Origin of the sequence: Nitrosophilus kaiyonis (assembly GCF_027943725.1) — a bacterium.
GTDB lineage: Bacteria > Campylobacterota > Campylobacteria > Campylobacterales > Nitratiruptoraceae > Nitrosophilus_A > Nitrosophilus_A kaiyonis.
On the sequence record NZ_AP025696.1, the window covers coordinates 1,140,611 to 1,165,926 of the forward strand.

Sequence of the window (25,316 nt, forward strand, 5' to 3'; positions counted from 1 at the left end):
AATATATGGTGTCTATATATACCAATTACCAATACACCAATAACCAATATGCCATTTTATCTCTTTATTACTACCTCTAAGGTATAATTAGTCCAAATTTATAATATTTATAGAGGTTATCATTGGAAATAACTACAAAAAAAGCAAAATTTACAAATCCATTATATCTTGAAAGTGGTAGAATTTTAGAGCCTTATGAGATTGTTTATGAGACTTATGGTGAACTTAATGAAGATAAAAGCAATGTAGTTTTAATTTGTCATGCATTAAGTGGGTCTCATCATGCAGCTGGTAGATATGAGGGAGATAGAAAGCCTGGATGGTGGGATAATTTAATAGGGGATGGAAAAGCTGTTGATACTACAAAATATTTTGTTATTTGTACAAATGTTATAGGTAGCTGTTTTGGATCAACTGGTCCTATGAGCAAAATGTATCCAGATGATAGACCTTATCGATTTAAATTTCCTGTTGTAACAATAAAAGATATGGTAAAAGCTCAAAGAATCCTTCTTTCAAAACTTGGCTTTGATAAAATCAAAGCTGTTATTGGTGGCAGTATGGGTGGTATGCAAGCACTTCGTTTTGCTATAGATTATCCTGGTTTTGCAGAAAAAATAGTATCTTTAGCAGCCACTCATGCAACAAGACCTTGGGTAATTGCTTTTAATAAGATTGCTCAAGAAGCAATACTTAAAGATCCTAATTTTAAAAATGGTAAATATGATCCAAAAGATTTACAAGAAAATGGTTTAAGTGGTCTTGCTATTGGAAGGATGGCCGGACATATAAGTTTTTTGAGTCACTACTCTATGGATAGGAAATTTGGTAGAGCTTATGTTGCAAATGAAGGGTTGTATGAGCTTTTTGGAAGATTTGAGGTTGAAAGGTATCTTGAATATAATGGATACAATTTTTCTAAATGGTTTGATCCTTTAAGTTATCTATATATAACAAAAGCTATAAATATTTTTGATTTAAGCAGAGGATATGATTCGTTAAATGAGGCCTTGGAGATTGTAAAATCTAAACTTTATCTAATAGGTTTTGAAAAGGATATACTATTTTTGCCTGATGAGATGAAAGAGATTAAAGATGCTATGGATAGTATAGGAAAAGGCGAACTTGCAGAGTATTATGAAGTTAAAAGCGATTATGGTCATGATGCTTTTTTAGTTGAGGTTGATAAATTTAGCAACTATATCAATGATATTTTAGAAGGAAATAGATGAAAAGTAGTGATTTTGAAAAAAAGATTGAAGATGCAAAAAAGGTTTTAGAAAAGTTAATGAATCCAGAAATAACATTAAGCGATAGTGTTAAACTTTATAAAGAGGGTCTAAAAGCTTTGAAAGAGGCTCAAGAGATGCTTGAAAAAGCAAAAGTGGAGATTGAAGAGATTGAAAAAAATACACAAAATAGCGATATATCTGATATGGAAAAGTAAGTGAGAAGATTATGAAAATTGCAGTTTTACAGTGTGCTTATCTTGGGATGAGTCCAAATAAACTTGATTATTATTTGAGAATTTGCAGACAAAAAGATGTAAAATTACTTTTATTAGGAGAATATGTTTTAAATAGATTTTTCAAGGAGATAGAAAATACTCCTTTAAATATGTTAAAAGAGCAAACAAATCATCAAATAAATACATTAAAAGAGTTAAGCTCAAAATATGATATTACAATAGTTGCTCCAATTATTCAGATACAAAAAAACAATATTTTTAAAAAAATTGTAGTTTCTTCTTCTAATAAGATCCAATATTACACTCAACAGATGCTTATAAATTTTAAACATTGGAATGAGGAAAAATTTTTTTCAAATGATCAAGAGAGTTTAAATCCTCCTTTAACTTTTAAAATTGATAATATAAAATTTGGGGTAATTGGAGGGTATGAGCTTCATTTTAACTATTTTTTTGATGAATTTTCTAAAAAAAATGTAGATGTAGTACTTTTGCCAACTGTATCAACATTTGATTCAAATATAAGGTGGCAAGAGATTATAAAAACAAGAGCATTTTTAGGAAATTTTTATATATTAAGAGCCAATAGAATTGGAGAATATATAGATAAAGAGATAAAATGGATATTTTATGGTGAAAGTCTGCTTGCAAGCCCAGAAGGAAAAATTGAAAATATGCTTTCAAACAAAGAGGAGCTTTTGATTTGCGATATTGATAAAAACTTTATAAAAGAGAATAAAAAAGCCTGGGGATTTAAAAGGATTTTTAATAAAAAGGCAAAAAAATGAAAGACTATTTTAAAAGACAGATTGAGCTTTGGGGAGAGGAGATTCAAAACTCTTTGATAGATAAAAAAATTGCGATTATAGGATGTGGTGGTCTTGGAAGTTCTGTTGCTATAGCTCTTGGAGCAAGTGGTATAGGCGAAATATATTTAGTAGATTTTGATAAGGTAAGTCTTCATAATATACATAGACAAATCGCTTTTAAAATGGATGATGAGGGAAAATATAAAGCTGAAGTTTTAGCAAAACTTATAGAAAATAGATGCCCTTATGTAAAAGCTTTGGCATTTAATGAGAGTTTTGATGAGTTTAAAAAAAGAGCTTTAAATTATGATCTTATAATAGATTGTACTGATAATCTAAAATCAAGAGAAAAGATTGATGAATTTTCAAAAGAGATAAAAATTCCATGGATTTATGGAAGTGTTGAAGAGTTTAATGCACAAGTCTGTTTTTTTGACAAAAGCAGTTTTAAAGCTTTTAAGATAACAGATAGAAAACCAGCTGGAATAGCAGCTCCTATTGTTATGATGGCAGCCTCATTTGAGGCAAATTTGGCAATTAGATATTTAACAGGTTTGCCTATTAAAAAAGACTATTTATATTATCTATATTTTGAAGAAGATGGAGATTTAATCATAAATAAATTTCATATGCCTTTATAAACAGGTAAGAAAATGTATAAAATAAAATTTTTATTATTATTAATTCCTATTTTTCTTTTTGCAAATATCTGTTCATATGATATTGATATAAAGCTGCAAGATAAAAAAGTTAGCGGTAAAGCCCTTCTTGATTTTAACTCCTCTATAGTTTTAGATCCAACAAAAGCTGAGATTTTTTATATAAAAAATGGCACATTAGAGTTAAGTGACTATCCAAAATATAAAAAAATTACAAAAAAACCTATTGAGATTGGATTTTTTTATAAATTTAAACCTTTTAAAAATAGAATAACTCTTTTTGAGCCTTGGTATCCAAGAGTTGAAAAAAGATGCACTTATAAAATAAAAATAGATTCAAAATATTATATTGCGATTCTTCAATATACAAAAAAAGAAAAAAATATTTTTTATTTTGATAAACCTTTGAAAAATCTATATCTAATAGCATCAAAAGATTTTATTGTTAAAAGTAAAAAAGAAAAAAATTTAGAAATTTCTACCTTTTTTTATAAAAAAGATTCAAATCTAAGTAAAAGTTATTTTGATAAAAGTTTTGAATATTTTAATCTTTATAAAAATATTTTTGGGTTTTTGCCATATAAAATTTTCAATATTGTAGAGATTCCTTATCCTGTTGCTTATTCAATGGCAACAATGAGTGTTATTGGAGAGCAAATAATAGATAAAGATTATATTTTAAATGAGTCTCTAGCTCACGAAATTGTTCATCAATGGTTTGGAAACTATGTTTTTAGTCCAAATTTTGGAAATTGGTGTGAAGGTTTAACAACATTTTATAGTGATCATTTTTTAGCAAAAGATAAAAAAGAATTTAGAAAAGAGCAATTGTTAAAATATATCTCATATGTAAATGAAGATAATGAAATACCTTTAATTGAATTTGGATTTAAAGAGTATGAGGATAAAAATGCAATCGGATATGGAAAAGGATTTTTCTTTTTTTATATGTTGAAAAATTTAATTGGTAATGAAAATTTTCAAAAAGGTATAAAAGAGTTATTAAAAAATTATAAATTTAAAGAGGCAAACTTTAGCGATTTGCAAAAGCTCTTTGAAAAAGTTTCAAAAAAAGATTTAAAAGATTTCTTTTTAGAGTGGGTTTATAGAAAAGGAGCATTTGATTTTGATATTAAAAATATAGATGTGATATATGATAAAGATAGATATATTGTTGATTTTGATTTTATCTCAAATGAGTATGATATAAAAGTTCCTGTTAAAATTTGTAGTGATAAAAAGTGTAAAAAATTTTATATTGATTCAAACAAAACAAAGCAGAGCTTAAAAGTCAACTTTGAGCCAAGAAAAATAGTAGTTGATGATGAGTATGAGATATTTAGAAAATTAAAACCAAGCGAGACTCCACCAATCATTTCAAAAGTTTTAGGGAGTCAAAAACTGTTGGTTATATGTGATGAGCAAAATAGATATAAAAATATTTTGAAAAATTTTAAAAATGTAAAAAAGTCAGATGATATTAAATTTAAAGATATAAAAAATTTTGATATTTTAATTTTAGGAAAAACCAAGTTTTTAAAAAGATTTTCTATTCCTTTTAAAATGGAAGGAAATTTGAAAATTGAAGCTTTTAAAAATCCTTTAAATGATTCAAAAACACTCCTTGTAATAGAAAATAATAGTGAAGATTTGAAAAAAAGTTTTAGACTTTTAAGACATTTAGGAAAATACTCAATTGCCATTTTTGATAAAAAAGGTATAAAAAAATATAAAAAAATAGCAGATGATGGTGCAGTTTATAACTTAGATATAAAAACAGATATTGTAAAAGTAAAAAGTGATGATTTTGAAAAAATGGTTGATGAGATAAAAAATGCAAAAGTTGTTTTTGTTGGAGAAAATCATCCAATCTATTCAAACCATTTAAATCAGTTAAAAATTATAAAAGCTCTATATAAAAAAGATAAAAATTTAGCAATTGGTCTTGAGATGTTTCAAAAGCCATACCAAAAATATCTTGATATGTTTATTGAGGGAAAAATTGGCGAAAAAGAGATGCTTAAAAGAAGCGAATATTCAAAAAGATGGGGGTATGATTATAATCTATATAGACCAATAATTTTGTATGCTAAAAAACATAAAATTAGATTAATTGCATTAAATATACCAAAAGAGATAAGCCAAAAGGTTGCAAGAAAAGGAATAGATTCTTTAAGTAAAAAAGAGAAAAAGTTTTTGCCAAAATCATTAGATTTTAAAAATTTAAAATATAAAAAATATATAAAAGAGATTTTTGAAGGCCATATGAAGAAAAAATTTAAAGATTTTGAAAATTTTTATTATGCTCAGATTCTTTGGGATGAGAGTATGGCTGAAGGAATTTATCAATTTTTAAAAAAAAATAGAAATTATAAAATGGTTGTGTTAGCTGGAAATGGGCATTTAAGATATGGGTATGGGATTCCTGATAGATTAAAAAGAAGAGGGATAAAAGATTATAAAATTATTTTGCAAGATGACAAAACAAAGCCAGATATTGCTGATTTTGTTCTTTATCCAACTCATATAGACCTTCCATCAAAAAAGCTAGGAGTTTATCTAAAAGATAGTAAAAATTTAATTGTGGAAAAGGTTATAAAAGATTCTGCTGCTTTTAGGGCTGGCCTTAAAAAAGGTGATAAAATTATAAAAATAGATAATGAAAATGTAAAAAATTTAAAAGAGTTAAAACTTGAGCTTGTTTTTGTAAAAGATTGTGCTAATTTAGAGATAATAAGAGATAAAAAAATAATCAAAAAAAGAGTCTGTTTCAAAAAATATTAAAACTTCGAAGTCGGACTTCGAAGTTAAAAAGGAAAGAGATGCAGTTTGAAAAATACCCTTTTGAAAAATTAAATGAGTTATTAAAAGATATTGAGCCAAATGAGAATTTTTATCCTATAACTTTAACAATTGGAGAGCCTCAGTTTGAAACACCAAAGTTTATTCAAAAAGAGCTTTGTAAAAATGCAAATCTATTAAAAAAATATCCAAAAAGTAGTGGAGAAGAGATTTTAAAAGAGTCAATTTTGGAGTTTTTGAAAAATAGATATAGATTGGATTTAAAAAATTCTCAAATAATTCCAACATTTGGAACAAGAGAGGTTTTATTTAATTTTCCTCAATTTCTGTTAAGCTCTAAAAAAAATCCTGTTATTGCTTTTACAAACCCTTTTTATCAGATATATGAGGGATCTGCAATTGCTTCAAAAGCAGATATTAAATATCTTAATTTAACAAAAGAGAATAATTTTAAACCAGTTTTAGATGAAGAGATTTTAAAAGATTGCGATTTAGTCATAATTAATTCTCCAAACAATCCAACAGCTTCGGTTATGAGCAAAGATGAGCTTAAGAAATGGGTTGAGGCAGCTTTAAAGTATGATTTTGTTTTATTAAATGATGAGTGTTATAGTGAGATTTATGATTTAACTCCTCCTGCATCTTTGCTTGAAGCAAGTGTTGAGGTTGGAAATAGTGATTTTAAAAATATTTTAGTAGTTAATTCTATATCAAAAAGAAGCTCCGCCCCTGGTCTTAGAAGTGGTTTTATAGCTGGTGATGAAGAGATTTTAAAAGATTATATGAGATATAGAACCTATGTAGGATGTGCATCTCCTCTTCCACTTCAAATGGCTGCGGCAAAAGCTTGGAGTGATGAGTCTCATGTTGTAGAATTTAGAAAAAAGTATGCGAAAAATTTTAAAATTGCAAAAGAGATTTTAAATATAACTCCTCCTCTTGCAACATTTTATATATGGCTTGAAGTAGAAGATGATATAGAGTTTACTAAAAAGCTTTATAAAAATTATAATGTAAAAGTTTTGCCAGGAAGTTTTCTTGGAAGAGTTGGTATAGGTAAAGGATATGTTAGAATTGCACTTGTATATGATGAAAAAGAGACTAAAGAGGCTTTGGAGAGGATAAAAGAGGCTTTAAAAGGATGAAAATGGAAGCAAATTTGACAAGACTTAAGATGGATAAAGAGTTTTTAGAAAATTTAGAAAAAGACAAAAATGAAGCAATCAAAAATGAAGATATTGTAAAACTTTATGATGTTTTAGATACTTATTTGGCTTTGGATAAAGAGGATAAAGATATTGATATCTTATATCAAAAAATAGTCGATATTGCTTTTGATACATTAGCTCAGATGCTTAGCAAAGGAGAGATTTTTGATCTTTCAAAAGATAAAGATTTATATACCGCAAGGGCTATTTTTGAACATGCAATAGAGAGATGGGATAGAAAAGATTTTATAGGCTCAAAAGAGCTGTTTTTGCTTTTATCATATTTGATACAAGATGAAGATATACAAAAAGGTATGTTTTTAGCTCTTGGAGCAACGGCTAAAAAGATAAGTTTAGATGAGTTTATTGATAGATTTATAGATAAAGCTAAACTTGATGAGAGTAGTTTCTTTTTTAATAAATTAACTAATGAGGGTGAGAGATTTTTAAAAGAGGAATCTTCACTTATAAATAAAGAGCTTAAAAAAATAGAAAAGTTATCTCAAGGTGGAAAATGAAAATCCATTTTATAGGAATTGGCGGGATTGGCTTAAGTGGACTTGCAAGATTTTTACATTTTGAAGGATATGAGATATCAGGCTCAGATGTAAACAATACTCCTATTACAAAATCATTAGAAAATCTTGGTATAAAAGTTTATACTCCACAAAAAAAGGAAAATATAAAAGATATAGATTTAGTCATCTATTCTGCTGCTATAAAAAAAGATAATCCAGAACTCATTGAAGCAAAAAGAAAAGGGATAAAAACAATCTCAAGAAGAGAGGCTCTTCCTTTAATCTTAAGAGGGAAAAAGGTTTATGCAGTTGCAGGAGCTCATGGAAAAAGTACAACAAGTGCAATTTTAGCTTCAATTTTAAAAGATGCAAATGCAATTATTGGAGCTGAAAGCAAAGATTTTAAATCAAATGTAAGATTTAATCCAAAAAGTGATATTTTAGTATTTGAAGCTGATGAGAGTGATGCAAGCTTTCTAAACTCAAATCCATATTGTGCTATTGTAACAAATGCTGAGCCTGAACATATGGAGTTTTATAACCATGATTTAGATCTTTTTTATCAAACATATAAAGATTTCTTGAAATTAGCAAAAATAAGAATTTTAAACGAAGATGATCCTTTTTTAAAAAATGTGGATTTAGAATCAATTAAATTAAATCCAAAAAAAGATATAAAAATAAAAGAGTATTTTTTAAAAGATGATGAGCCCCATATTAGATTTGAGCTAAGAGATTTCGGAGAGTTTGAAGTTTGGGGTTTTGGGCCTCATATAGCACTTGATGCATCTTTAGCAATTTTGGCTGCTATGAATGAGATAGGCCTTGATGAGATAAAAGAGAATATTAAAAATTATAGAGGAATAAAAAAGAGATTTGATATTGTTAAAAAAGAGAAAAATTTAATAGTTATTGATGATTACGGGCACCATCCAACTGAGATTGAAGCAACTATGAAATCATTAAAAGAGTATGCAAAGTTAAAAGGGATAGATGAGATAACCATTATTTGGCAGCCTCATAAATACTCAAGAACAATAGATAATCTTGATAGGTTTATAGAGTGTTTTGGGGAAAATATAAATTTGGTAATTTTGCCTGTATGGAGTGCAGGAGAAGATAAAATAGATATAGATTTTGAAAAGCATTTTAAAAGATATAGCCCAATATTTGCTGACTTTTTAAAAATGAAAGAGAACAAAATAATACTTTTTAAAAATGAAAAAGATTTAAAAAGCATAGAAAAGGGGTTGATTGTAGGCTTTGGTGCAGGCGATATTACATATCAGTTAAGAGGTATGAAATAGTGGCATTTTTATATCTTTTAATATTTTTACTTTTAATTTTTGGGATAATTGGTGTAGTTGTATATTTTTTTACTGAACTTACAAAAAGAGTGAAATTTTTAATAATATTATCTCTTATAATCGGTTGGCTTTTAATTTTTACTTATAGTATGTATCAAGATAAAAAAAGAAAATATCATGAATATCTTCTTTTTAATTTCAGTCATGGGAAAACTCTCATTTGTAAAGATATAAATGTTACAAAAGAAAAGTTTAATTTTGTAAGCGGGACTTTGGTTTTTGTTGGAAAAGAAAAAACAGAGTTTGAAGGATTGGTAGTACCAATAGACAGCTGTAAAATAGGAGAATAATGGATCTTATTAAATTACTTGATCTTGATAATTTTATCAATGAATTTTACTCATTTTTAGCAAGGACTAAGCCTCTTTTTATAGAGGGAGATATTAATCTACATTTTAAATTTATAAATGAGCTTAAAAAGTATGAGTTTAAAGCTCCAAATAGAGTAAAAAATCTAGATAGTGAGATTATTCATATACAAAAGCAAGGAATTTTAAGACTTGAAGATATATATGAGTTTGTAAAGATATTTAGATATTTTTTATATCTAAAAAGATTAAATTTTGAAGGAAATTTAAAAAAGTGGCTTGATGAGATTGATTTTCCTCAAGATATTTTAGAGATTGTAAAATATTTTGATGAAAAAGGAAATCTATTATCTTCAATAGATGATAGACTTTTATCACTAGAGAGTTCTTTAAAAGAGACAAAAGAGTCGATTAAACATAAGCTTCAAGGTCTATTAAATTCAAATAAACTTCAAGGATATCTTGTAGATAGACAGATACACTATATAAATGAAGAAGAGGCTCTGCTTGTTAGAGGTGGATTTAATCATGTATTAAAAGGAACTATTGTTGGAAGAAGTAGCAGTGGATTTTTTTATGTTGTTCCTGAGGCTTTAAGAAAAGTAAAAGAGAAAGAGGCAGCAATTTTAAGTCAAATAGAAGAGGTTAAGTTAGAGTGGGCAAAAAAGATAAGTAATATTTTTTTAAAATGGATAAAATTTATAAAATATATAAATAAGCAATTTGATAGATTTGATCATTATCAAGCAAGAGTAAATTTTTCTAAAAGCAAAAATCTTTTTTTTATATTGCCAAAAAGTGATGATAAAATTGTTCTAAAAGATTTTATTCATCCAGCAATTCACAATCCAAAGCCAATAAACGTTGATTTTAGTAAAAAAATTTTAATCATTACTGGTGTAAATGCTGGTGGTAAAACGATGCTTTTAAAATCGATATTGAGTGCTGCTTTTCTATCAAAATATTTAATTCCAATGAAACTTGACGCACAAAAATCTCATATTGGAAGATTTAAAGAGATAATACCTATAATTGAAGATCCACAGAATGTAAAAAATGATATTTCCACATTTGCTGGAAGAATGCTTTCATTTAGTCATCTTTTTCAAAAAAGAGATGTTTTAGTTGGTGTAGATGAGATTGAGCTTGGAACAGATAGTGATGAGGCAGCTTCTCTTTTTAAAGTAATTTTGGAAGATCTTTTAAAAAGAGGTATAAAAGTTGCAATAACTACTCACCATAAAAGACTTGCTGCTTTAATGGCAAATTATGATGAGGTAGAGCTTGTAGCTGCAATATATGATGAAGAAAAAGGCGCTCCTACATATGAGTTTTTACAAGGAATTATTGGAAAAAGTTATGCATTTGAGACAGCAAAAAGATATGGAATACCTTTATATATAGTAAAAAAGGCAATAAAAGAGTATGGAGAAGACCAAGCAAAACTTAGTGAATTAATCGAAAGAGGAAGCGAGTTAGAAAGAGAATTAAGAGCAAAAAATGAAAAATTAAATAAAGAGCTTGAAAGGGTAGAGTTTTTAAGAAAAGCATTAGAAGAGGAGAGGCACTCTTTGTTTGGTGAATTAAAAATGGAAAAAGAGAAACTCTCAAAAATTTTTCAAGAGGCTATAAACGAGGCAAAAGCAGCAATTAAAGCAAAAGAAGTTAAAGAAGCTCATAGACTTTTAACAAAAGCTCATAAAATAGCAAAAGAGGCAAAAATAAAAGAGAAAAAAGTTACAGAAAAGATTAATGTTGGAGATAGTGTAAAATATAGAAAAAATAGAGGAGTTGTAATATCACTGAAAGATAAAGAAGCATATGTTGATTTTGAAGGTATAAAAATGAGAGTTCCTTTAAATGAACTAAAAAAGGTAACTCCAATAAAAAAGAAAAAAGAGGCTCCAAAAATAAAAGTTTCAAAACCTTCAAAACTCTCTGTAAAACTTGATCTACATGGATTAAGAGTTGATGAGGCATTAGAAAAGGTTGATAAATTTATATCAGACTCTTTAATAGCAGGATTTGATGAGGTTTTAATATATCATGGTGTTGGAAGCGGGAAACTAGCAAGTGCTGTTAGAGAGTTTTTAAAAAAGCATCCAAAAGTTAAATCATTTCATGATGCTCCTCCTAATATGGGTGGATTTGGGGCAACAGTCGTTGAACTTTAATAAATAAGGATAATTCATGAGAAAAATTTTTATATTTATAATCTTGCTTACATATATATTTGGAAATGAAAAAAATATGAAAGAGAATTTTGAATCCACAAAAGTTGGTAATATTCCTTTTGGATGGATAATGAGTGGATATAATCAAAAAAGTTTTGGAATATGGGAAGTTATTGATGGAAAATATTTAAAAATGAAATATCCAAGAGGGTCATATAAAAATCAATTTAATATATTTTTTACAAAAGATCTCTATTTTAAAAATGGAGAGGTAGAAGTTAAAATAAAAACGGACCAAAATTTTAAAAATGGTGGAATAATTTGGAGATTTAGAGATAAGAAAAATTTTTATATGGCTCTATTGAAGAGAGATTTTTTAAATATTTTTGTTATAAAAAATAGTAAATCGAAAAATATTTTTACTAAAAAGATTGATATAAAAAATTATTGGAACAACATAAAAGTTAGGTATTTAAATAATAAAATAGAGATCTTTTTAAATAATAAAAAACTTATTTCAATATCTGATGAAACACTTCTTATACCAGGAGGAGTAGGTTTAGTTACAGAAGCTGATGCAAAAACTATTTTTGATGATATTCAAATAATTAATTTTGATAAAAAATAATTTTACTTAAATTGCCCTTTCATTCTAAAAAATTGGTGGGCTAAAACTGAAACAAAATATACCTGCAATAGCATACCAGCAAATGGAATAAGTGATATTAGATAAAGAATAAAAGTTGAGCCAAAAATCTCTTTTCTCTTCTCTTGTAAAATTTTTTCTAGCTCTTCTTTATTAAAAATCTCTCCGCCAACATCTAAAGTTAAAAGTGAAGCAAATAGATAATAAAAGGGGATATTGATTGCAATTAGGTTAATAAGAGGAATAAAATATAAAATTATTGATACTATAAAAATGGCAATAAATTTTAAAATTGTTTTTATAGTCAAAATTATATATGAGATTATATCAACGCTTCCTTCTTTTGGAATATGAGAATAATGCCTTTTATGTATTTCATTAACAATTATTGGAGTAAAAAATCCAACTATTATAACGGCAACTGATGTTGAAGCCAATATTGCAAGCCCAGTTCCAAGTATTCCAAAAAGAATTCCAGCAAATGCTTGGAATATAAAACTTCCAGCAATTGTAGAAATTATAGGATACTCTTTAACAAACTCTTTTATTTGAGGGTCATTCAAAGACTCTGGATTTTGTCCAATCTGATTTAATATATCAAAAAATTCACTTCCCGCTCCAAATATTAAAAAAGAAAAAATGATTAATGTAATAAAAAATGGTGCAAGTGTTAAAGTTAGAAATTTAGATGTTAAAAAATCTTCAAATGCAGCTATAAAAATATTTTTTTGCATAAAGTTTCCCTTTGTTATAAAATATCAAAAAACAAAAAGGAGTTCTTTGAGTATTCCAATAATTTTACCAAAAGTTTTAGAAGAAAAAGAGATAAATAAAGAGTTAAGAAAATTAAAACTAAAAAAGAGTGATATTAAAAATATTTATCAAGCAAACAGTTCCACTTTAATTGTTTTAAAAAAGAGAGTGAAAATAAAGCCTACTAAATCTTTTATCCCATCTATAGAAGAAGAGGAAGAGATAAAATATATACATAAATTTGTAGAGGAGTATAAATATTTAATTGAACTTGAAAGAGTTGCTGAAATATCTGCTCAAATCAGTGAGATAAAAGGCTTTAGCGGGATTGAAAGAGAGATATTTGGAAGAGCCATATTAGATCTAAAGGGACAAAAACAGCCAAAACAGTTTAATCTCTATTTTGTAAAATTTGGAAGAAACAAAATTATTGATACTGAAATTGCATCTGGAGATATTGTTTTAATAAGTAGAGGTGAGCCTTTAAAAAGTGATATAACAGGAACGGTTAGCGAAGTTAAAAAACATTTTATTACAGTAGCATTTGAAAATATGCCGCCTAAATGGGTCTATTCATATGGGATTAGAGTAGATCTATATATAAATGATATAACTTTTAAAAGAATGGAAGAGAATCTTGAAATTTTAAGAAATGCTACTGGGAAAAAAAGATACATAAGAAATATTGCACTTGGATTAAAAGAGCCAGAGCCTTGTTCGAAGTCGGACTTCGAAGTTTTTAATGAAAGATTAAATGATTCACAAAAAGAAGCAGCAAAGTTTGCTTTAGGAAGCAAAGATGTTTTTTTAATACATGGACCTCCGGGAACTGGAAAAACAAGTACACTAATAGAGATAATTTTACAAGAAGTAAAAAGAGGAAACAAAGTCTTAGCAGTTGCAGATTCAAATATAGCAGTAGATAATATGTTACTTCGTTTATCAGATAAGGATATATCACTTGTTAGAATAGGACATCCAGCAAGAATTATTGAAAAACTTCATGAATTTAGTATTCATGCTAAATATGAAAAAAGTTTTGAAGCTGAGGCTATTAAAAAGGGGTGGGAAGAGGTTGGTTTGTTGGTTAAAAAAAGAGAAGAGTTTAGCAAACCAACAGCTTCAAGAAGTAGAGGAATGAGCTTTGAGAGGATTTTAACATTAGCTGCAAGAGGAAAAAGCCAAAGAGGTGTTAGTGTAAAAACACTGCAATCTATGGCTAAATGGATAAAATATAATAGAAAAATTGAAGATCTTATAAATAGGCTTAGAATGGAAGAGGAAGAAGCATATAAAAATATTATAAAAACAAGTGATGTTGTTTTATCAACAAACTCTATGATAATGAGTGAGATTTTAAAAGATTTTGATTTTGATGTAGCTATTATAGATGAGGGAAGTCAGCAAATTGTTCCATCAACCTTTATTCCTATTATGCATGCAAAACGATTTATAATTGCAGGTGATCATAAACAGCTTCCACCAACTGTTGTTAGTGATGAAGCGCAAAAGCTTAAAAAATCTCTGTTTGAAGAGTTAATAGAGAATTTCCCTAAAAATTCAAAAATGTTGAAAGTCCAATATAGAATGAATGAAAAGATTATGAATTTTTCAAATCAAATGTTTTATGATGGAGAGTTAATAGCAGATGAGAGTGTGAAAGAGCATACATTAAATGATTTTGATTTAAAAAAGCCTAAAAATTATGAAGATATTTTAGATAATACACCTATTGTATTTGTAAATACAAAAGGAATTGAAGCAAGAGAGAGCCTTCCAGATAGAAGTACAAGTTATGAAAATGTAAAAGAGGCCGAAATTGCGATAAATTTAGTTAAAGAGCTTTTAAATATGGGAATGAAAGAGGATGATATTGGAGTAATATCACCTTATTTATCTCAAGTTAAAAGGATAAAATCATCTTTACATAATGAAGAGATTTTAGTGGAAGTAAAAAGTGTAGATGGATTTCAAGGAAGAGAAAAAGAGGTTATTATAATTAGTTTTGTAAGAAGCAATGAGGAAGGAAACATAGGATTTTTAAAGGATCTTAGAAGATTAAATGTTGCTATTACAAGGGCAAAAAGAAAACTTATCTGTATAGGAGATGAAAATACATTAAATAAAGATGAAACATATAAAAAGTTTATAGAGTATATTGAAAAAGAGGGAAAAATAGTCAATTTGTAATTAGTGGAATAGGGGCATAGCGGGATAGCAGGATGGTTGAATAGGTGGTAAGGGGATAAGAAGGTAAAGTGTAAAGTGGCCAATTCCCAATTACTAATTCCTAATTTGAGAAAGGAAGCAAATGAAAAAACTTAAAAATTTAAATGATATAGAAAATGAGATAACACAAAATGATGCTCTCTTACTTTATATAACTTCGCCAAATTGTAATGTTTGTGAAGTATTAAAACCAAAAATAGAAGAGCTTTTTTCAAAAGAGTTTCCAAAAATTAAATTGATTGAGTCTGATATCTCAGAGACTCCAGAGCTTGGAGGAAAATTTAATATATTTAGTGCTCCTACAATTTTAATATTTTTTGATAAAAAGGAGTTTTTAAGGGAAGGTAGAAATGTGAGTTTATCGCTTTTAAAAGAAAAAATTCAAAAAATCTATAAGCTTTATTTTGGATAAGTTATGCTGAAAAAATATTTCCCATATATCCTTTTAGGAATATATATAATTTTATTTGTTATTTGTGCAATAAATCCTGTAGATAAAACTGTTTGGATAACAGAAAATATTACTGTTTTGATTGTTGTTATACCATTAGTTTTAACATATAAAAAGTTTAGATTTTCAAATATGGCTTATTTTTTAATGAGCATTTGGATATATATGCATACAATTGGAGGGCATTATACCTTTAAAAATGTCCCTTTTGATTTTATCAATCATCTATTTGGATGGGAGAGAAACAATTATGATAGATTTGCACATTTTGCAGTTGGATTTTATGCTTATGCTATTGCAGAACTTTTAGATAGAAAAAAACTTGTAAATTCAAAAGTAATTCTATTTTTGTTTCCAATATTTTCAATTTTCACAGTTGCATCAGTTTATGAGATATTTGAGTGGATTGCAACAATTTTTATGAATCCAGAAGCTGGACTTGATTATGTAAGTGCTCAAGGTGATATTTGGGATGCGCAAAAAGATATGTGCTGCGATGGTCTAGGTGCAATTTTAGCAACTATTTTTTATTTTTTAAAGAATTTTCGAAGCAAAGCTTCGAAAATTTAGTAGGAAAAAATCTCTTTTTTAAAAATAAAAGGTTTATTTGCTATTTCTATTTTTTGTAGTCCAAGTTTTTTTGATAATGGTGGTTTAACAAGTTTGTAACCTAAAACTACAACTACTTTATCACCTTTTTTTAGCTCAAAATTGTATTTGAATACTCTTTTTTCATTTGCTTTAAGCATACTATCTTTTACAACCTCTTTTGCAAGCCATGGAGGGGTTGGTTTGCCATTTGCTCCAATTACTCTTACAAGAATCTCTTTTTTTTCAAAAATTTTTTTCTTATCTCTAATAACCATTATTTTTGCAAAGGCTACACGTGCTGGATGAAGTAAAAAATCGTGAGGGATTTTAGAATTAATCGCAATCTCAAAACCTTTTAAATGTGCTAAAAACTCAATATCTACATATTTTTTTAAAAGATTTTGATGAACATGAGCCCCTGGAAATCCATGAAAGGTATGTGTTTTTGTTTGACGCAAAGTAGAAACACTTCCCTTTACTTTTGGCATGTGACAACTAACACAATTTGCATTTTCGATTTCTCTATTTTCATTTGTTGAACAAACATTTAGACCAAATTTGTTTCTTTTATGAGAGTGGCATCCCATACATACATTTCCCTTTAAAAAGTTTGGGTTTGTTGTTTCGATTTTATGATATGGAGATTTTATATGTTCTTTAAGGGTTCCAAAATATTTTTTTGGCTCTTTTGAGATAATATTGTGATTTGTTTTTAAATCCTCTTTTATAGCTTTTATTCTATGGCAATATGCACACGCAACTGCATCTGATTGTGTTTTATTGTTTGGATCTGGCAAAACACCATTATTTGGTTTTATTAACTCTTTTAAATTATCTGCTGCTGGAGTATGACATTTTGCACAATTGTATGATTCTTTTTTCTTAGCTGGATTTTTATCCCAAACAGCTTTATGTATTGGGTCTTTAAAAATGGTCGCATTTGCATGTTGGCTCGTTTGATACTCTTCATATATTAATGGATGGCACTGTTTACAATCTTTGTTTGGTGCAAAATGCGCTGCATAGCTCAGTACTACAGCAAATACTAATAAAATCGACTTTTTCATATTCCCCCCTCTTTTGGATTTTTGAAGAACACCTCTAATTAATATAGTAGATAGTAATAAATTGAAAACTTACATTTAATACTAATTACTAATGATTAATGACTAATGTCTAAATCATTCATACCCCAACTCTTTTCTTTTTTTTCTTATCTCTTCCCTTCTTTTTACAGCTTCATTTGAAGGAGTTTGAGGATTGCTAAATATTGCTTTTCCATATAGCACGCAACCTTTATCGCCAGGATCACACTTTTTTTTCAAGAGATCACAATATTCACCAATTTGATGAGAGCATGTCCATCCACTCATTGAATCCCTTTTATGAATAATGATTAATAACTAAGCATTTAAATCTGATATGATATAATACCAAAAATCTTAAAAAGAGGTTGAAATGCGAAAAACTATGTTATTAGGAATAGTTTTAGTTACTATTTTTATAACCGGTTGTACACAAGAGACACAAAATAAACTTGGACGTGCAATTGTTAACTGGACAGGAACAAATGGAGTTTTAGAGATTGTTAGTGGTGGGAAAATAATAAAAAGATTTATGAAAATAGACAAACTTTCAACTGCATATGGAACAAGTGATAATAGACCAAGACCATATAGATATGGTTATGGATATATTGATATGAATTTAGATGGGATATTGCAAAAAGAGGAGAAAAAAAGAAAAGTATATTTTGAAATAGGTGCATATGATCATTATATTTTTTATGAAAATCCAAAATAAAAATGATTTTATATATTCATGGTTTTGCCAGTTGTGGGACCGGTAATAAAAGTGATACATTAAAAAGTTATTTTGGTGAAGATAATGTTATAGCACCTAATCTGCCTTTTTCTCCGAAAGAAGCTATAAAATTTTTATCAAATATTATAAAAAATAATAAAATAGATCTTTTAATTGGCTCTTCTTTAGGTGGATATTATGCTATCTATTTAGCTCAAAAATTTAACAAAAAGGCAGTGCTTATCAATCCATCTCTAAAGCCGCATCATACACTTTTGCCTCATATTGGAAAAATTAAAAGATTTTGCGATGGATATGAATTTATTTGGAAAGAAGAATTTATAAAAGAACTCATTGCTTTAAAAGTTAAGAGATATGAATATGAAAGATATCTTATATTGCTCCAAAGTCTTGATGAAGTTTTAAATTATCAAGAGACTCTAAATCAATTTGTTCATAAATCAAAAGTTATTGTAGAGTATGGAGGAAATCATAGATTTGAAAATTTAGAAGATTATTTATGTTTGATTGATAATTTTAGGAGAGAAAATGGAAGTCATTGAACTTTTTAAAAAACTTTTATCTTTTCACTCTATTACTCCTCATGATGGAGGTAGTTTAGATTTTATAAAAGATTATTTAGATGGATTTGAAGCTATATGGTTTAATAAATATGATACAAAAAATCTATTTTTATATAAAAAATTTGGACAAGGTGAGCATCTATGTTTTGGAGGACATGTAGATGTAGTTCCTCCTGGTGATGGTTGGGAGAGTGATCCTTTTGAGCCAATTGAAAAAAATGGATATATCTATGCAAGAGGTGCTCAAGATATGAAAAGTGGGGTTGCTGCATTTGTGCAAGCGGTAAAAGAGGTAAAAGATTTTAAAGGAACTTTGTCTTTGCTTTTAACGAGTGATGAAGAGGGTGATGCCAAATATGGAACAAGGTACGCATTAAAAGAGTTAAAAAAGATTGATCTGATTCCAGATTTTGCCATAGTTGCTGAGCCTACTTGTGAAAAGATTTTTGGAGATGCGATAAAAATAGGAAGGCGTGGTTCAATAAATGGAGTAATCGAGAAAATTGGTAAACAAGGACATGCAGCATACCCTGAAAAAGCAATAAATCCTATACACAAAGTTGCTAAAGTTCTTCCATATATGGCTGGTGCAAATTTGGATGATGGAGATGAATATTTTGCTCCTAGTAAATTTGTTATAACAGATATTAGAGCTGGTATGGAAGTAACAAATGTTACTCCTGGGAAGCTAAAGATGATGTTTAATGTCAGAAATTCAACAAAAACAACATTAAAAGATATTGAAGATTTTGTTCATAAATATTTTAATGAGATGAATTATACTTTAAGATTAACTCAGAGTGCAAAACCTTTTTTAACCGATCCAAATAGTAAAATAGTAAAAATTTTAGATAAATCAATTCAAAAAATATGCAATGTTAAACCAAAATACTCTACTGCTGGTGGAACAAGTGATGCAAGATTTTTTGGTGAGTTTGGTGTAAAAACAGTTGAATTTGGTGTTATAAATGATACCATTCATGCACCAAATGAAAGAACAAATAAAGATGAGGTTATAAAACTTTATAAAGTATTTAAAGAGGTACTAAAAAATTTTTAATTTGGCGGAAATATCCGCCAAATATTAGTGCTTACTGCCGTGTTGCTCTTCTACTGGAGCCTCTTGATTTTCATGAGTTTCACTATGCTTAGTTGTTTGAGGTTCTGTTTTTGGCTCAGTCTCTTGAGTTTCATCTTTTTTTTCTAAACTATTTTCATTATGAGTTTGTGATTCTTCTAAATTTTGATTTTTAGATTCTTCTTCTGATTTACTTTCTTCATGTTTTGTCTCTTGAGGTTTTATAGCTTCACTCTTAATCTCTTTTTCTGCTTCAGTTTTAATTTCTTCTTTTACTGATGTTTTTTGAGCTTCTTCGAGTTTACTTTTGCACTCATCAAGCTCATCTTCAAGCTCCATTATCTTATCATCCATTTGCGAAACTATTTTTACATTTGCACCATATTTATAAACAAGCTCTCCACCATCTTTACCTTGTTTTAGTGTCAATCCAATAAATGCAAGTAAAATTAGAAAATAGATACCTATCATCCACTCTTTTTTGACAAAAATTGATATAACTTTTACAATAAATACAATAACACTTAAATATACAAGATACATTCCAAGCAATTTATGAGTTTTTAGCTCTTCCTGTCCTTCTGTACTTAAGAGTGAAAAGGCATGACCTCCATCTGATTTTCCAGCGAAAAATGCGACAATATAAATAAGAATTATAATAAACAAAAAAGAAGTGGTAAATCTTGTAATAGATGGTCTTTTAACTATAAGATTAAAAAGTTCTAAAATCAGAATGACTATTGGAATAGCTATAGCAAAATGAACAGTAATTGGATGCATTAAAAGTGGAAGCTCAAAAGGAAGCTTTATTTTGTCAAGAAAATAGATAAAGTCCATTTTCAATCCTTTAAATTGGTTTTAAAGATTTTAACATAAAAAAAATTTATATATACTTATTTTTATCTGATAATATAAAATTATGTAACTCTTTACAAAAATCACTATAGCAAACAATGTTTTGCTCTTCTATTATTTCACTTGCTTCATATTGTAATCTTAAATAATCAATATCTTTTCTTCTTAAAAAAATAACTCCACTATAAAAAAAGTCAAACTCTTTTAAAACTTTTACAGTTTTGTCTATATCGCTTATCTCTTCTAAGTTGATATCTGCATAAATCATATCCGGATGTTTTGATAATGTTTTTTCAAAAATTGATTTAAACTGTTTTTCAAAATCATCATCAATATTATCAATTACAATTGTAGCTATATTGAATTTTGGATTGTGTTCAATAAAAACTTTATGCTCTTTTTCCCCAATATTTTTATTTATTTCAAAATCAACACTGCAATTTTTATAAGTTTTTATAACCCAATCTTTATAAAATGATGGAACTTTTATATATTTTTTAAATTTTTTTAATATCTTATAATCAACTAAAGATGCACCTCTTCTGTTTCTAAATGGATATTTGTGTCCTTTTAATTTAACCATTTGATGAATCTCTCCAAGCATTAAAGCTGTAGGACAAAAGCCATATTTTGCATTTGCTTTTTGACTATATGGATGAAATGTTACAGCTTCGCCAAAAATAGCACTTAAATTTAGCTCTTTTGCTCTATTTATTAAAAGTTTAAACATTTCATTCATTATACCCATACCTTTATAGGCAGGGTCAACTACTGCTATCCCAATTTCAGCAATATTTGAGTTTGGAACTTTAACAAGAGCAAAATGTCCAACAATCTTTTTATCTATTTGAGCAACAATTGATGATATATCTCCACTTTTTTCTTTTTGCAGTATCTTTTCAGGAAAATAGAAAATATCTTTAAAATAGGTATAGCCATAATTTTTATAGATAAGTTTGCTTATCCAGATTTCATCTCCCTCTTCAAAGAGCCTAACTTGAAGTTTATCTTTTATTAACTCTTTTGCTGATTTATCAAGGTCATCTCCAATATCACTATAATAAGAGATATTTTCTTTCAATTTTAATGAAATAGGGACATATTTAAGAATAGAAAATTTTTTTCCATGAAGTCCAAGATTAAAATATTTAAAACTATCAACAAGTAAAAATACTCTATTTAATCCTCTGTTTTTCTCTTTTAAGTCAATTGGAACCATTTTTAATATTTTTGGATCAAAAGGCAGTCCTTTATCCTTTACATCTACTTTTATTCCATTATCAAACAGTTCAAACTCAATCTCTATCTCTCCCTCTTCATTTTTGCTATATGCATGTATTACTGCATTTTCAAATAGCTCTTTTATGGCATTTTCAAGCTCTTTGGCCTCTTTCTTAGGAAAAGAGATTATAGAGCATAGTTTTTCATAAAAAGCTTTTATTAATTCCCAATATTCGATGTCGTTATATAGTTTTATAAAAAATCTATTTTTCATTTTTCATTGCCTCTATTGCTGCTGCACTTAATATTTTCATTCCTATAGGCAAAGCATCTTCATCAACATCAAATTTTGGATTGTGTTGACTAATACATGTACCTTTTTTAGGATTGCAAATACCAAGTCTAAAAAAAGCCCCTGGCACTATTTGAAGATATCTACTAAAATCTTCTCCACCCATTACAGGATCTTTTAAATCTATAACATTTTCTTCTCCTACTATTTTTTTTGCTTCTTTAACAATAATATCAACCATTTTATCATCATTGATAAGTTCAGGTTGTCCATATTGATAATCAAATTTATATGATGCACCCATTGAGTGAGTTATACCTTTTACACTATCTTCCATCATTAGAGGTATTTTATTTCTAACATGTTCATTAACCGTTCTTACAGTTCCACTTAATTTTACATGATCACAGATTATATTTGGAGCTGTTCCACCTTCAATTGTACCAAGACTAATGACTGCTGGATGAAGTGGGTCGATTCTTCTTGAAATGATATGATTTAGTGAATTTACACACATTGCAGCTACCAATATTGCATCAACTCCCTCGTGTGGTCTTGCGCCATGAGAGCTTTTACCAAAAATCTCTATTTCAAATGTATCTGCACTTGCCATCATAACACCATATTTATAACCTATTTGACCAGTCATTAAATATGGATATACATGAAGTCCAAATATTGCTTTTACATTTTTCAAAGCCCCATCTCTTATCATCTCTTCGCTACCACCTTCATTTACCTCTTCAGATGGCTGAAATATAAATCTTACATTCCAAGGAAGCTCATTTTTGACAAAATTTAGAGCAATAGCACATCCTACAGCAATAGCAGTATGGGCATCATGTCCACAAGCATGCATAACACCTTTTACTTCAGAAGAGTAGGGCTTATTTGTTTTTTCTTGTATTGGAAGAGCATCCATATCAGCTCTTATTGCTATAAAAGGTTTTTTCTTATCAACAATTAAATCAGCTATTATTCCATTATGATCTTTAAACTCTTTTATTTCAAACCCTTCTACTTCAAGTATTCCTTTAACAAGATATTTTGTATGTTCTTCATGTCCAGATAATTCTGGATGTTTATGTATATCTCTTCTAACTTTTATAACTTTATCTTTTAATGAATCAATTACTTTAAAAACTCTTTTTTTTATACTTTCTTTATCCATTTTTAACCTCCTATATCATATGATATAACTATAAATTTTAATGATTAATAAAAGGAAGGTATATGGATTTTATAAGTACTAAAAATGCACCTCAAGCTATTGGACCTTATTCACAAGCTGTAAAAGTAGAAAATTTTATATATACCTCAGGTCAAATTGCTTTAACACCAGAAGGTAGCGATGATATATTGCATAAAGGAATAGAAGAGCAGACTAAACAGGTCTTAAATAATCTTAAAAATGTATTAGAAGCTGCTGGAAGCGGTTTAGAAAAAGTTATAAAAACAACAATATTTTTGGCAGATATGAACGATTTTTCAAAGGTAAATAGTATTTATGAAGAGTTTTTTAAAACTCATAAGCCTGCACGTAGTACAGTTGCAGTAAAAACTTTGCCAAAAAATGCTTTAATTGAAATAGAAGCTATTGCAATTGTTTAAACTAAACTTAAACTAAAATTTGATAATATTCGCCATCAAAATGCCAATATAATAAATGAAGAGGGTAAGAGATGTATGCAATTATAAAAAATGGTGGGAAACAGTATAAAGTAAAAGAAGGCGATATAATCTGTTTTGACAAAATGAATTTAGAGCCTAAAGCAAAAGTTGAGTTTAAAGAGGTTCTAGCTATAAATGATGGAGAGCTTAAAGTTGGTACTCCATTTGTTGAGGGTGCAGTAGTTGAAGGTGAAGTTATTAATGAAGGTAGAGGTAAAAAAGTTATTATCTTCAAAAAGAGAAGAAGAAAAGACTCTAAATTAAAAAGAGGTTTTAGAAGAGATTTTACAAGAGTAAAAATTACTAAAATAGCTTAAGGAGAAATAGATGGCTCACAAGAAAGGTCAAGGTAGTACTCAGAATAACCGTGATAGTGCGGGTAGACGTTTAGGTGTTAAAAAGTTTGGTGGAGAATTTGTTAGAGCAGGTAACATAATCATAAGACAAAGAGGAACAAAAATTCATCCAGGAAACAATGTAGGACTTGGAAAAGATCATACTATTTTTGCGCTAGTTGATGGTTATGTAAAATTTGAAAGAAAAGATAAAAAAAGACAAAAAGTTTCAGTTTATCCTGCATAATTTTTGGGCTTTTGCCCTATTTAGTCATTAGTCATTAGTCATTAGTCATTAGTTAGGCTAAAGCTAATGACTTTATCTACTTATATCTTCAAAATACTTCTATAACTAATGTCTAGTGTCTAATGTCTAATATTTATTAAGCAATAAGGAATATTGATGTTCATAGATAGTGTGGAACTAACTGTAAGTTCTGGTAAAGGTGGAGCTGGAGCTGTTAGTTTTAGAAGAGAAAAATTTATGCCAAAGGGCGGACCTGATGGTGGAGATGGTGGAAAAGGCGGAGATGTATATTTTGTTGTAGATAAAAACACCCATACTCTTTCTCATTTTAAAGGAAAAAAAGTTTTAAAAGCAAAAAATGGCCGTCCAGGTGAAGGTAGAAAAAAACATGGAAAAAATGGTGACCCACTTGTTTTAATAGTTCCACCAGGAACAGAAGTTAGAGACGCTGTTACCGGCGAACTTCTTTTAGATTTAATTAATGATGGAGAAAAGGTTCTTTTTTTAGAAGGTGGAAAAGGAGGAAAAGGTAATTGGCACTTTAAAAGTCCAACTAACCAAAGACCCACTTATGCCCAACCTGGACTTCCTGGAAAAACAGTGCAAATTAGACTTGAATTAAAACTTATTGCAGATGTTGGCCTTGTAGGATTTCCAAATGTTGGAAAATCTACATTAATTTCTGTATTATCAAATGCTAAACCAGAAATTGCAAATTATGAATTTACTACTTTAACACCAAAACTCGGTGTTGTAGAAGTTAGTGAATTTGAAAGTTTTGTAATGGCTGATATTCCTGGAATTATTGGTGGGGCAAGTGAAGGAAAAGGGTTAGGATTACAATTTTTAAAACATATTGAAAGAACAAAGACACTTTTATATATGATTGATATTTCAAGTTATAGAGACCCAATAACTCAGTATAAAACACTAAAAAAAGAGCTTAATAAATTTAGTGAAGTATTAAGTAAAAGAAGTTATGCAATAGCTTTAACAAAGATAGATGCTTTAAGTTTAGAAGAAGCGAATGAAAAAATTTCAAAATTTTTAGAAAGTTTAAAATTAAAACAAAATAGTGAAAATAGATATGGATTAGATAAAAATTACAGATATTTTTTACAAAAAAAAGATGATATTGATATAGAAAAACCATATTTTGTTTTTCCAATTTCAGCTGTGTCAAATATAAATATTAAACCTCTATCTTATGCTTTATATGATTTGGTTAAAATGAATAGATAAATTTA

The 25,316-nt window shown here is 28.2% G+C and carries 27 protein-coding genes; 21 read left to right on the top strand and 6 right to left on the bottom strand.

From position 1 onward, the window contains the following. The first annotated feature begins 122 nt into the window (after positions 1 to 122). Genes metX through QML81_RS06095 form a run of 11 tightly spaced genes read left to right on the top strand, consistent with a single transcriptional unit; the run spans position 123 to position 11,941 of the window. Positions 123 to 1,232: a homoserine O-acetyltransferase MetX gene (gene metX, locus QML81_RS06045; RefSeq protein WP_281950519.1), complete on the top strand. Its 1,110-nt coding sequence runs from the start codon at positions 123 to 125 to the stop codon at positions 1,230 to 1,232. Next, the gene (xseB, locus tag QML81_RS06050) at positions 1,229 to 1,447 is read left to right on the top strand and encodes an exodeoxyribonuclease VII small subunit (RefSeq protein ID WP_281950520.1); all 219 of its coding nucleotides are present in this window, start codon (positions 1,229 to 1,231) and stop codon (positions 1,445 to 1,447) included. Before metX ends, xseB begins: the two co-directional genes overlap by 4 nt. Before the next feature lie 11 nt (positions 1,448 to 1,458). Beyond that, a complete protein-coding gene (locus QML81_RS06055; RefSeq protein WP_281950521.1) occupies positions 1,459 to 2,256 on the top strand; it encodes a carbon-nitrogen hydrolase family protein in 798 nt (265 codons plus the stop codon). Next, positions 2,253 to 2,918: a HesA/MoeB/ThiF family protein gene (locus QML81_RS06060; RefSeq protein WP_281950522.1), complete on the top strand. Its 666-nt coding sequence runs from the start codon at positions 2,253 to 2,255 to the stop codon at positions 2,916 to 2,918. The genes QML81_RS06055 and QML81_RS06060 overlap by 4 nt, the downstream gene beginning before the upstream one ends. Before the next feature lie 12 nt (positions 2,919 to 2,930). Further along, positions 2,931 to 5,720 (top strand): ChaN family lipoprotein, encoded by a 2,790-nt coding sequence (locus QML81_RS06065; RefSeq protein ID WP_281950523.1) that lies wholly within the window; start codon positions 2,931 to 2,933, stop codon positions 5,718 to 5,720. 38 nt (positions 5,721 to 5,758) lie between these two features. Next, a complete protein-coding gene (locus QML81_RS06070) occupies positions 5,759 to 6,883 on the top strand; it encodes a succinyldiaminopimelate transaminase (RefSeq protein ID WP_281950524.1) in 1,125 nt (374 codons plus the stop codon). Positions 6,884 to 6,885: 2 nt separating this feature from the next. Beyond that, entirely contained in the window at positions 6,886 to 7,464 is a 579-nt protein-coding gene (locus QML81_RS06075) for a hypothetical protein (RefSeq protein ID WP_281950525.1), read from the top strand. Further along, complete coding sequence (gene murC / locus QML81_RS06080) at positions 7,461 to 8,771, top strand: UDP-N-acetylmuramate--L-alanine ligase (protein WP_281950526.1); 1,311 nt, start codon at positions 7,461 to 7,463, stop codon at positions 8,769 to 8,771. The genes QML81_RS06075 and murC overlap by 4 nt, the downstream gene beginning before the upstream one ends. Continuing rightward, positions 8,771 to 9,121 carry a hypothetical protein gene (locus tag QML81_RS06085; RefSeq protein ID WP_281950527.1) on the top strand — a complete coding sequence of 117 codons (351 nt, stop codon included), beginning with the start codon at positions 8,771 to 8,773 and terminating at the stop codon, positions 9,119 to 9,121. Before murC ends, QML81_RS06085 begins: the two co-directional genes overlap by 1 nt. Beyond that, entirely contained in the window at positions 9,121 to 11,313 is a 2,193-nt protein-coding gene (locus QML81_RS06090) for an endonuclease MutS2 (RefSeq protein WP_281950528.1), read from the top strand. The genes QML81_RS06085 and QML81_RS06090 overlap by 1 nt, the downstream gene beginning before the upstream one ends. 16 nt (positions 11,314 to 11,329) lie before the next feature. Further along, on the top strand, positions 11,330 to 11,941 hold the full coding sequence (locus tag QML81_RS06095; RefSeq protein WP_281950529.1) for a 3-keto-alpha-glucoside-1,2-lyase-like domain-containing protein: 612 nt from the start codon (positions 11,330 to 11,332) through the stop codon (positions 11,939 to 11,941). A gap of 2 nt (positions 11,942 to 11,943) precedes the next feature. Here the strand turns inward: QML81_RS06095 and QML81_RS06100 are convergent, their stop codons facing one another. Then, entirely contained in the window at positions 11,944 to 12,693 is a 750-nt protein-coding gene (locus QML81_RS06100) for an EI24 domain-containing protein (protein ID WP_281950530.1), read from the bottom strand. Positions 12,694 to 12,739: 46 nt separating this feature from the next. Here QML81_RS06100 and QML81_RS06105 point away from each other — a divergent pair, with 46 nt between their 5' ends. From QML81_RS06105 to QML81_RS06115, 3 genes are all read left to right on the top strand, one after another. Continuing rightward, positions 12,740 to 14,902 carry an IGHMBP2 family helicase gene (locus QML81_RS06105; RefSeq protein WP_281950531.1) on the top strand — a complete coding sequence of 721 codons (2,163 nt, stop codon included), beginning with the start codon at positions 12,740 to 12,742 and terminating at the stop codon, positions 14,900 to 14,902. Positions 14,903 to 15,023: 121 nt separating this feature from the next. Continuing rightward, positions 15,024 to 15,353 (top strand): thioredoxin family protein, encoded by a 330-nt coding sequence (locus QML81_RS06110; protein ID WP_281950532.1) that lies wholly within the window; start codon positions 15,024 to 15,026, stop codon positions 15,351 to 15,353. Positions 15,354 to 15,356: 3 nt separating this feature from the next. Continuing rightward, on the top strand, positions 15,357 to 15,962 hold the full coding sequence (locus QML81_RS06115; protein ID WP_281950533.1) for a DUF2238 domain-containing protein: 606 nt from the start codon (positions 15,357 to 15,359) through the stop codon (positions 15,960 to 15,962). Here QML81_RS06115 and QML81_RS06120 read toward each other — a convergent pair. Next, positions 15,959 to 17,050: a multiheme c-type cytochrome gene (locus QML81_RS06120; RefSeq protein WP_281950534.1), complete on the bottom strand. Its 1,092-nt coding sequence runs from the start codon at positions 17,048 to 17,050 to the stop codon at positions 15,959 to 15,961. The genes QML81_RS06115 and QML81_RS06120 overlap by 4 nt on opposite strands. A gap of 114 nt (positions 17,051 to 17,164) precedes the next feature. Then, the gene (locus tag QML81_RS06125) at positions 17,165 to 17,356 is read right to left on the bottom strand and encodes a hypothetical protein (protein WP_281950535.1); all 192 of its coding nucleotides are present in this window, start codon (positions 17,354 to 17,356) and stop codon (positions 17,165 to 17,167) included. An 85-nt stretch (positions 17,357 to 17,441) separates the two neighbouring features. Here QML81_RS06125 and QML81_RS06130 point away from each other — a divergent pair, with 85 nt between their 5' ends. From QML81_RS06130 to dapE, 3 genes are read left to right on the top strand one after another with little or no spacing between them, the layout of a single operon-like run. Next, positions 17,442 to 17,786, top strand: a complete 345-nt coding sequence (locus QML81_RS06130) for a hypothetical protein (RefSeq protein ID WP_281950536.1) — start codon at positions 17,442 to 17,444, stop codon at positions 17,784 to 17,786. A gap of 2 nt (positions 17,787 to 17,788) precedes the next feature. Next, positions 17,789 to 18,349: a YqiA/YcfP family alpha/beta fold hydrolase gene (locus QML81_RS06135; protein WP_281950537.1), complete on the top strand. Its 561-nt coding sequence runs from the start codon at positions 17,789 to 17,791 to the stop codon at positions 18,347 to 18,349. Then, a complete protein-coding gene (gene dapE / locus QML81_RS06140; RefSeq protein ID WP_281950538.1) occupies positions 18,336 to 19,430 on the top strand; it encodes a succinyl-diaminopimelate desuccinylase in 1,095 nt (364 codons plus the stop codon). Before QML81_RS06135 ends, dapE begins: the two co-directional genes overlap by 14 nt. Positions 19,431 to 19,454: 24 nt before the next feature. Here the strand turns inward: dapE and QML81_RS06145 are convergent, their stop codons facing one another. From QML81_RS06145 to QML81_RS06155, 3 genes are read right to left on the bottom strand one after another with little or no spacing between them, the layout of a single operon-like run. Next, positions 19,455 to 20,285: a DUF2231 domain-containing protein gene (locus QML81_RS06145; protein ID WP_281950539.1), complete on the bottom strand. Its 831-nt coding sequence runs from the start codon at positions 20,283 to 20,285 to the stop codon at positions 19,455 to 19,457. 46 nt (positions 20,286 to 20,331) lie between these two features. Then, complete coding sequence (locus QML81_RS06150) at positions 20,332 to 21,798, bottom strand: GNAT family N-acetyltransferase (RefSeq protein WP_281950540.1); 1,467 nt, start codon at positions 21,796 to 21,798, stop codon at positions 20,332 to 20,334. Then, entirely contained in the window at positions 21,788 to 22,987 is a 1,200-nt protein-coding gene (locus tag QML81_RS06155; protein WP_281950541.1) for a M20 family metallopeptidase, read from the bottom strand. The genes QML81_RS06150 and QML81_RS06155 overlap by 11 nt, the downstream gene beginning before the upstream one ends. Positions 22,988 to 23,049: 62 nt before the next feature. Here QML81_RS06155 and QML81_RS06160 point away from each other — a divergent pair, with 62 nt between their 5' ends. From QML81_RS06160 to obgE, 4 genes are all read left to right on the top strand, one after another. After that, entirely contained in the window at positions 23,050 to 23,427 is a 378-nt protein-coding gene (locus QML81_RS06160; RefSeq protein ID WP_281950542.1) for a RidA family protein, read from the top strand. Between the two features lie 71 nt (positions 23,428 to 23,498). Then, positions 23,499 to 23,804 (top strand): 50S ribosomal protein L21, encoded by a 306-nt coding sequence (rplU, locus tag QML81_RS06165; RefSeq protein WP_281950543.1) that lies wholly within the window; start codon positions 23,499 to 23,501, stop codon positions 23,802 to 23,804. A gap of 10 nt (positions 23,805 to 23,814) precedes the next feature. Further along, complete coding sequence (gene rpmA / locus QML81_RS06170) at positions 23,815 to 24,069, top strand: 50S ribosomal protein L27 (protein ID WP_281950544.1); 255 nt, start codon at positions 23,815 to 23,817, stop codon at positions 24,067 to 24,069. A 156-nt stretch (positions 24,070 to 24,225) separates the two neighbouring features. Further along, positions 24,226 to 25,311, top strand: a complete 1,086-nt coding sequence (gene obgE, locus QML81_RS06175) for a GTPase ObgE (protein WP_281950545.1) — start codon at positions 24,226 to 24,228, stop codon at positions 25,309 to 25,311. Positions 25,312 to 25,316 lie beyond the last annotated feature (5 nt).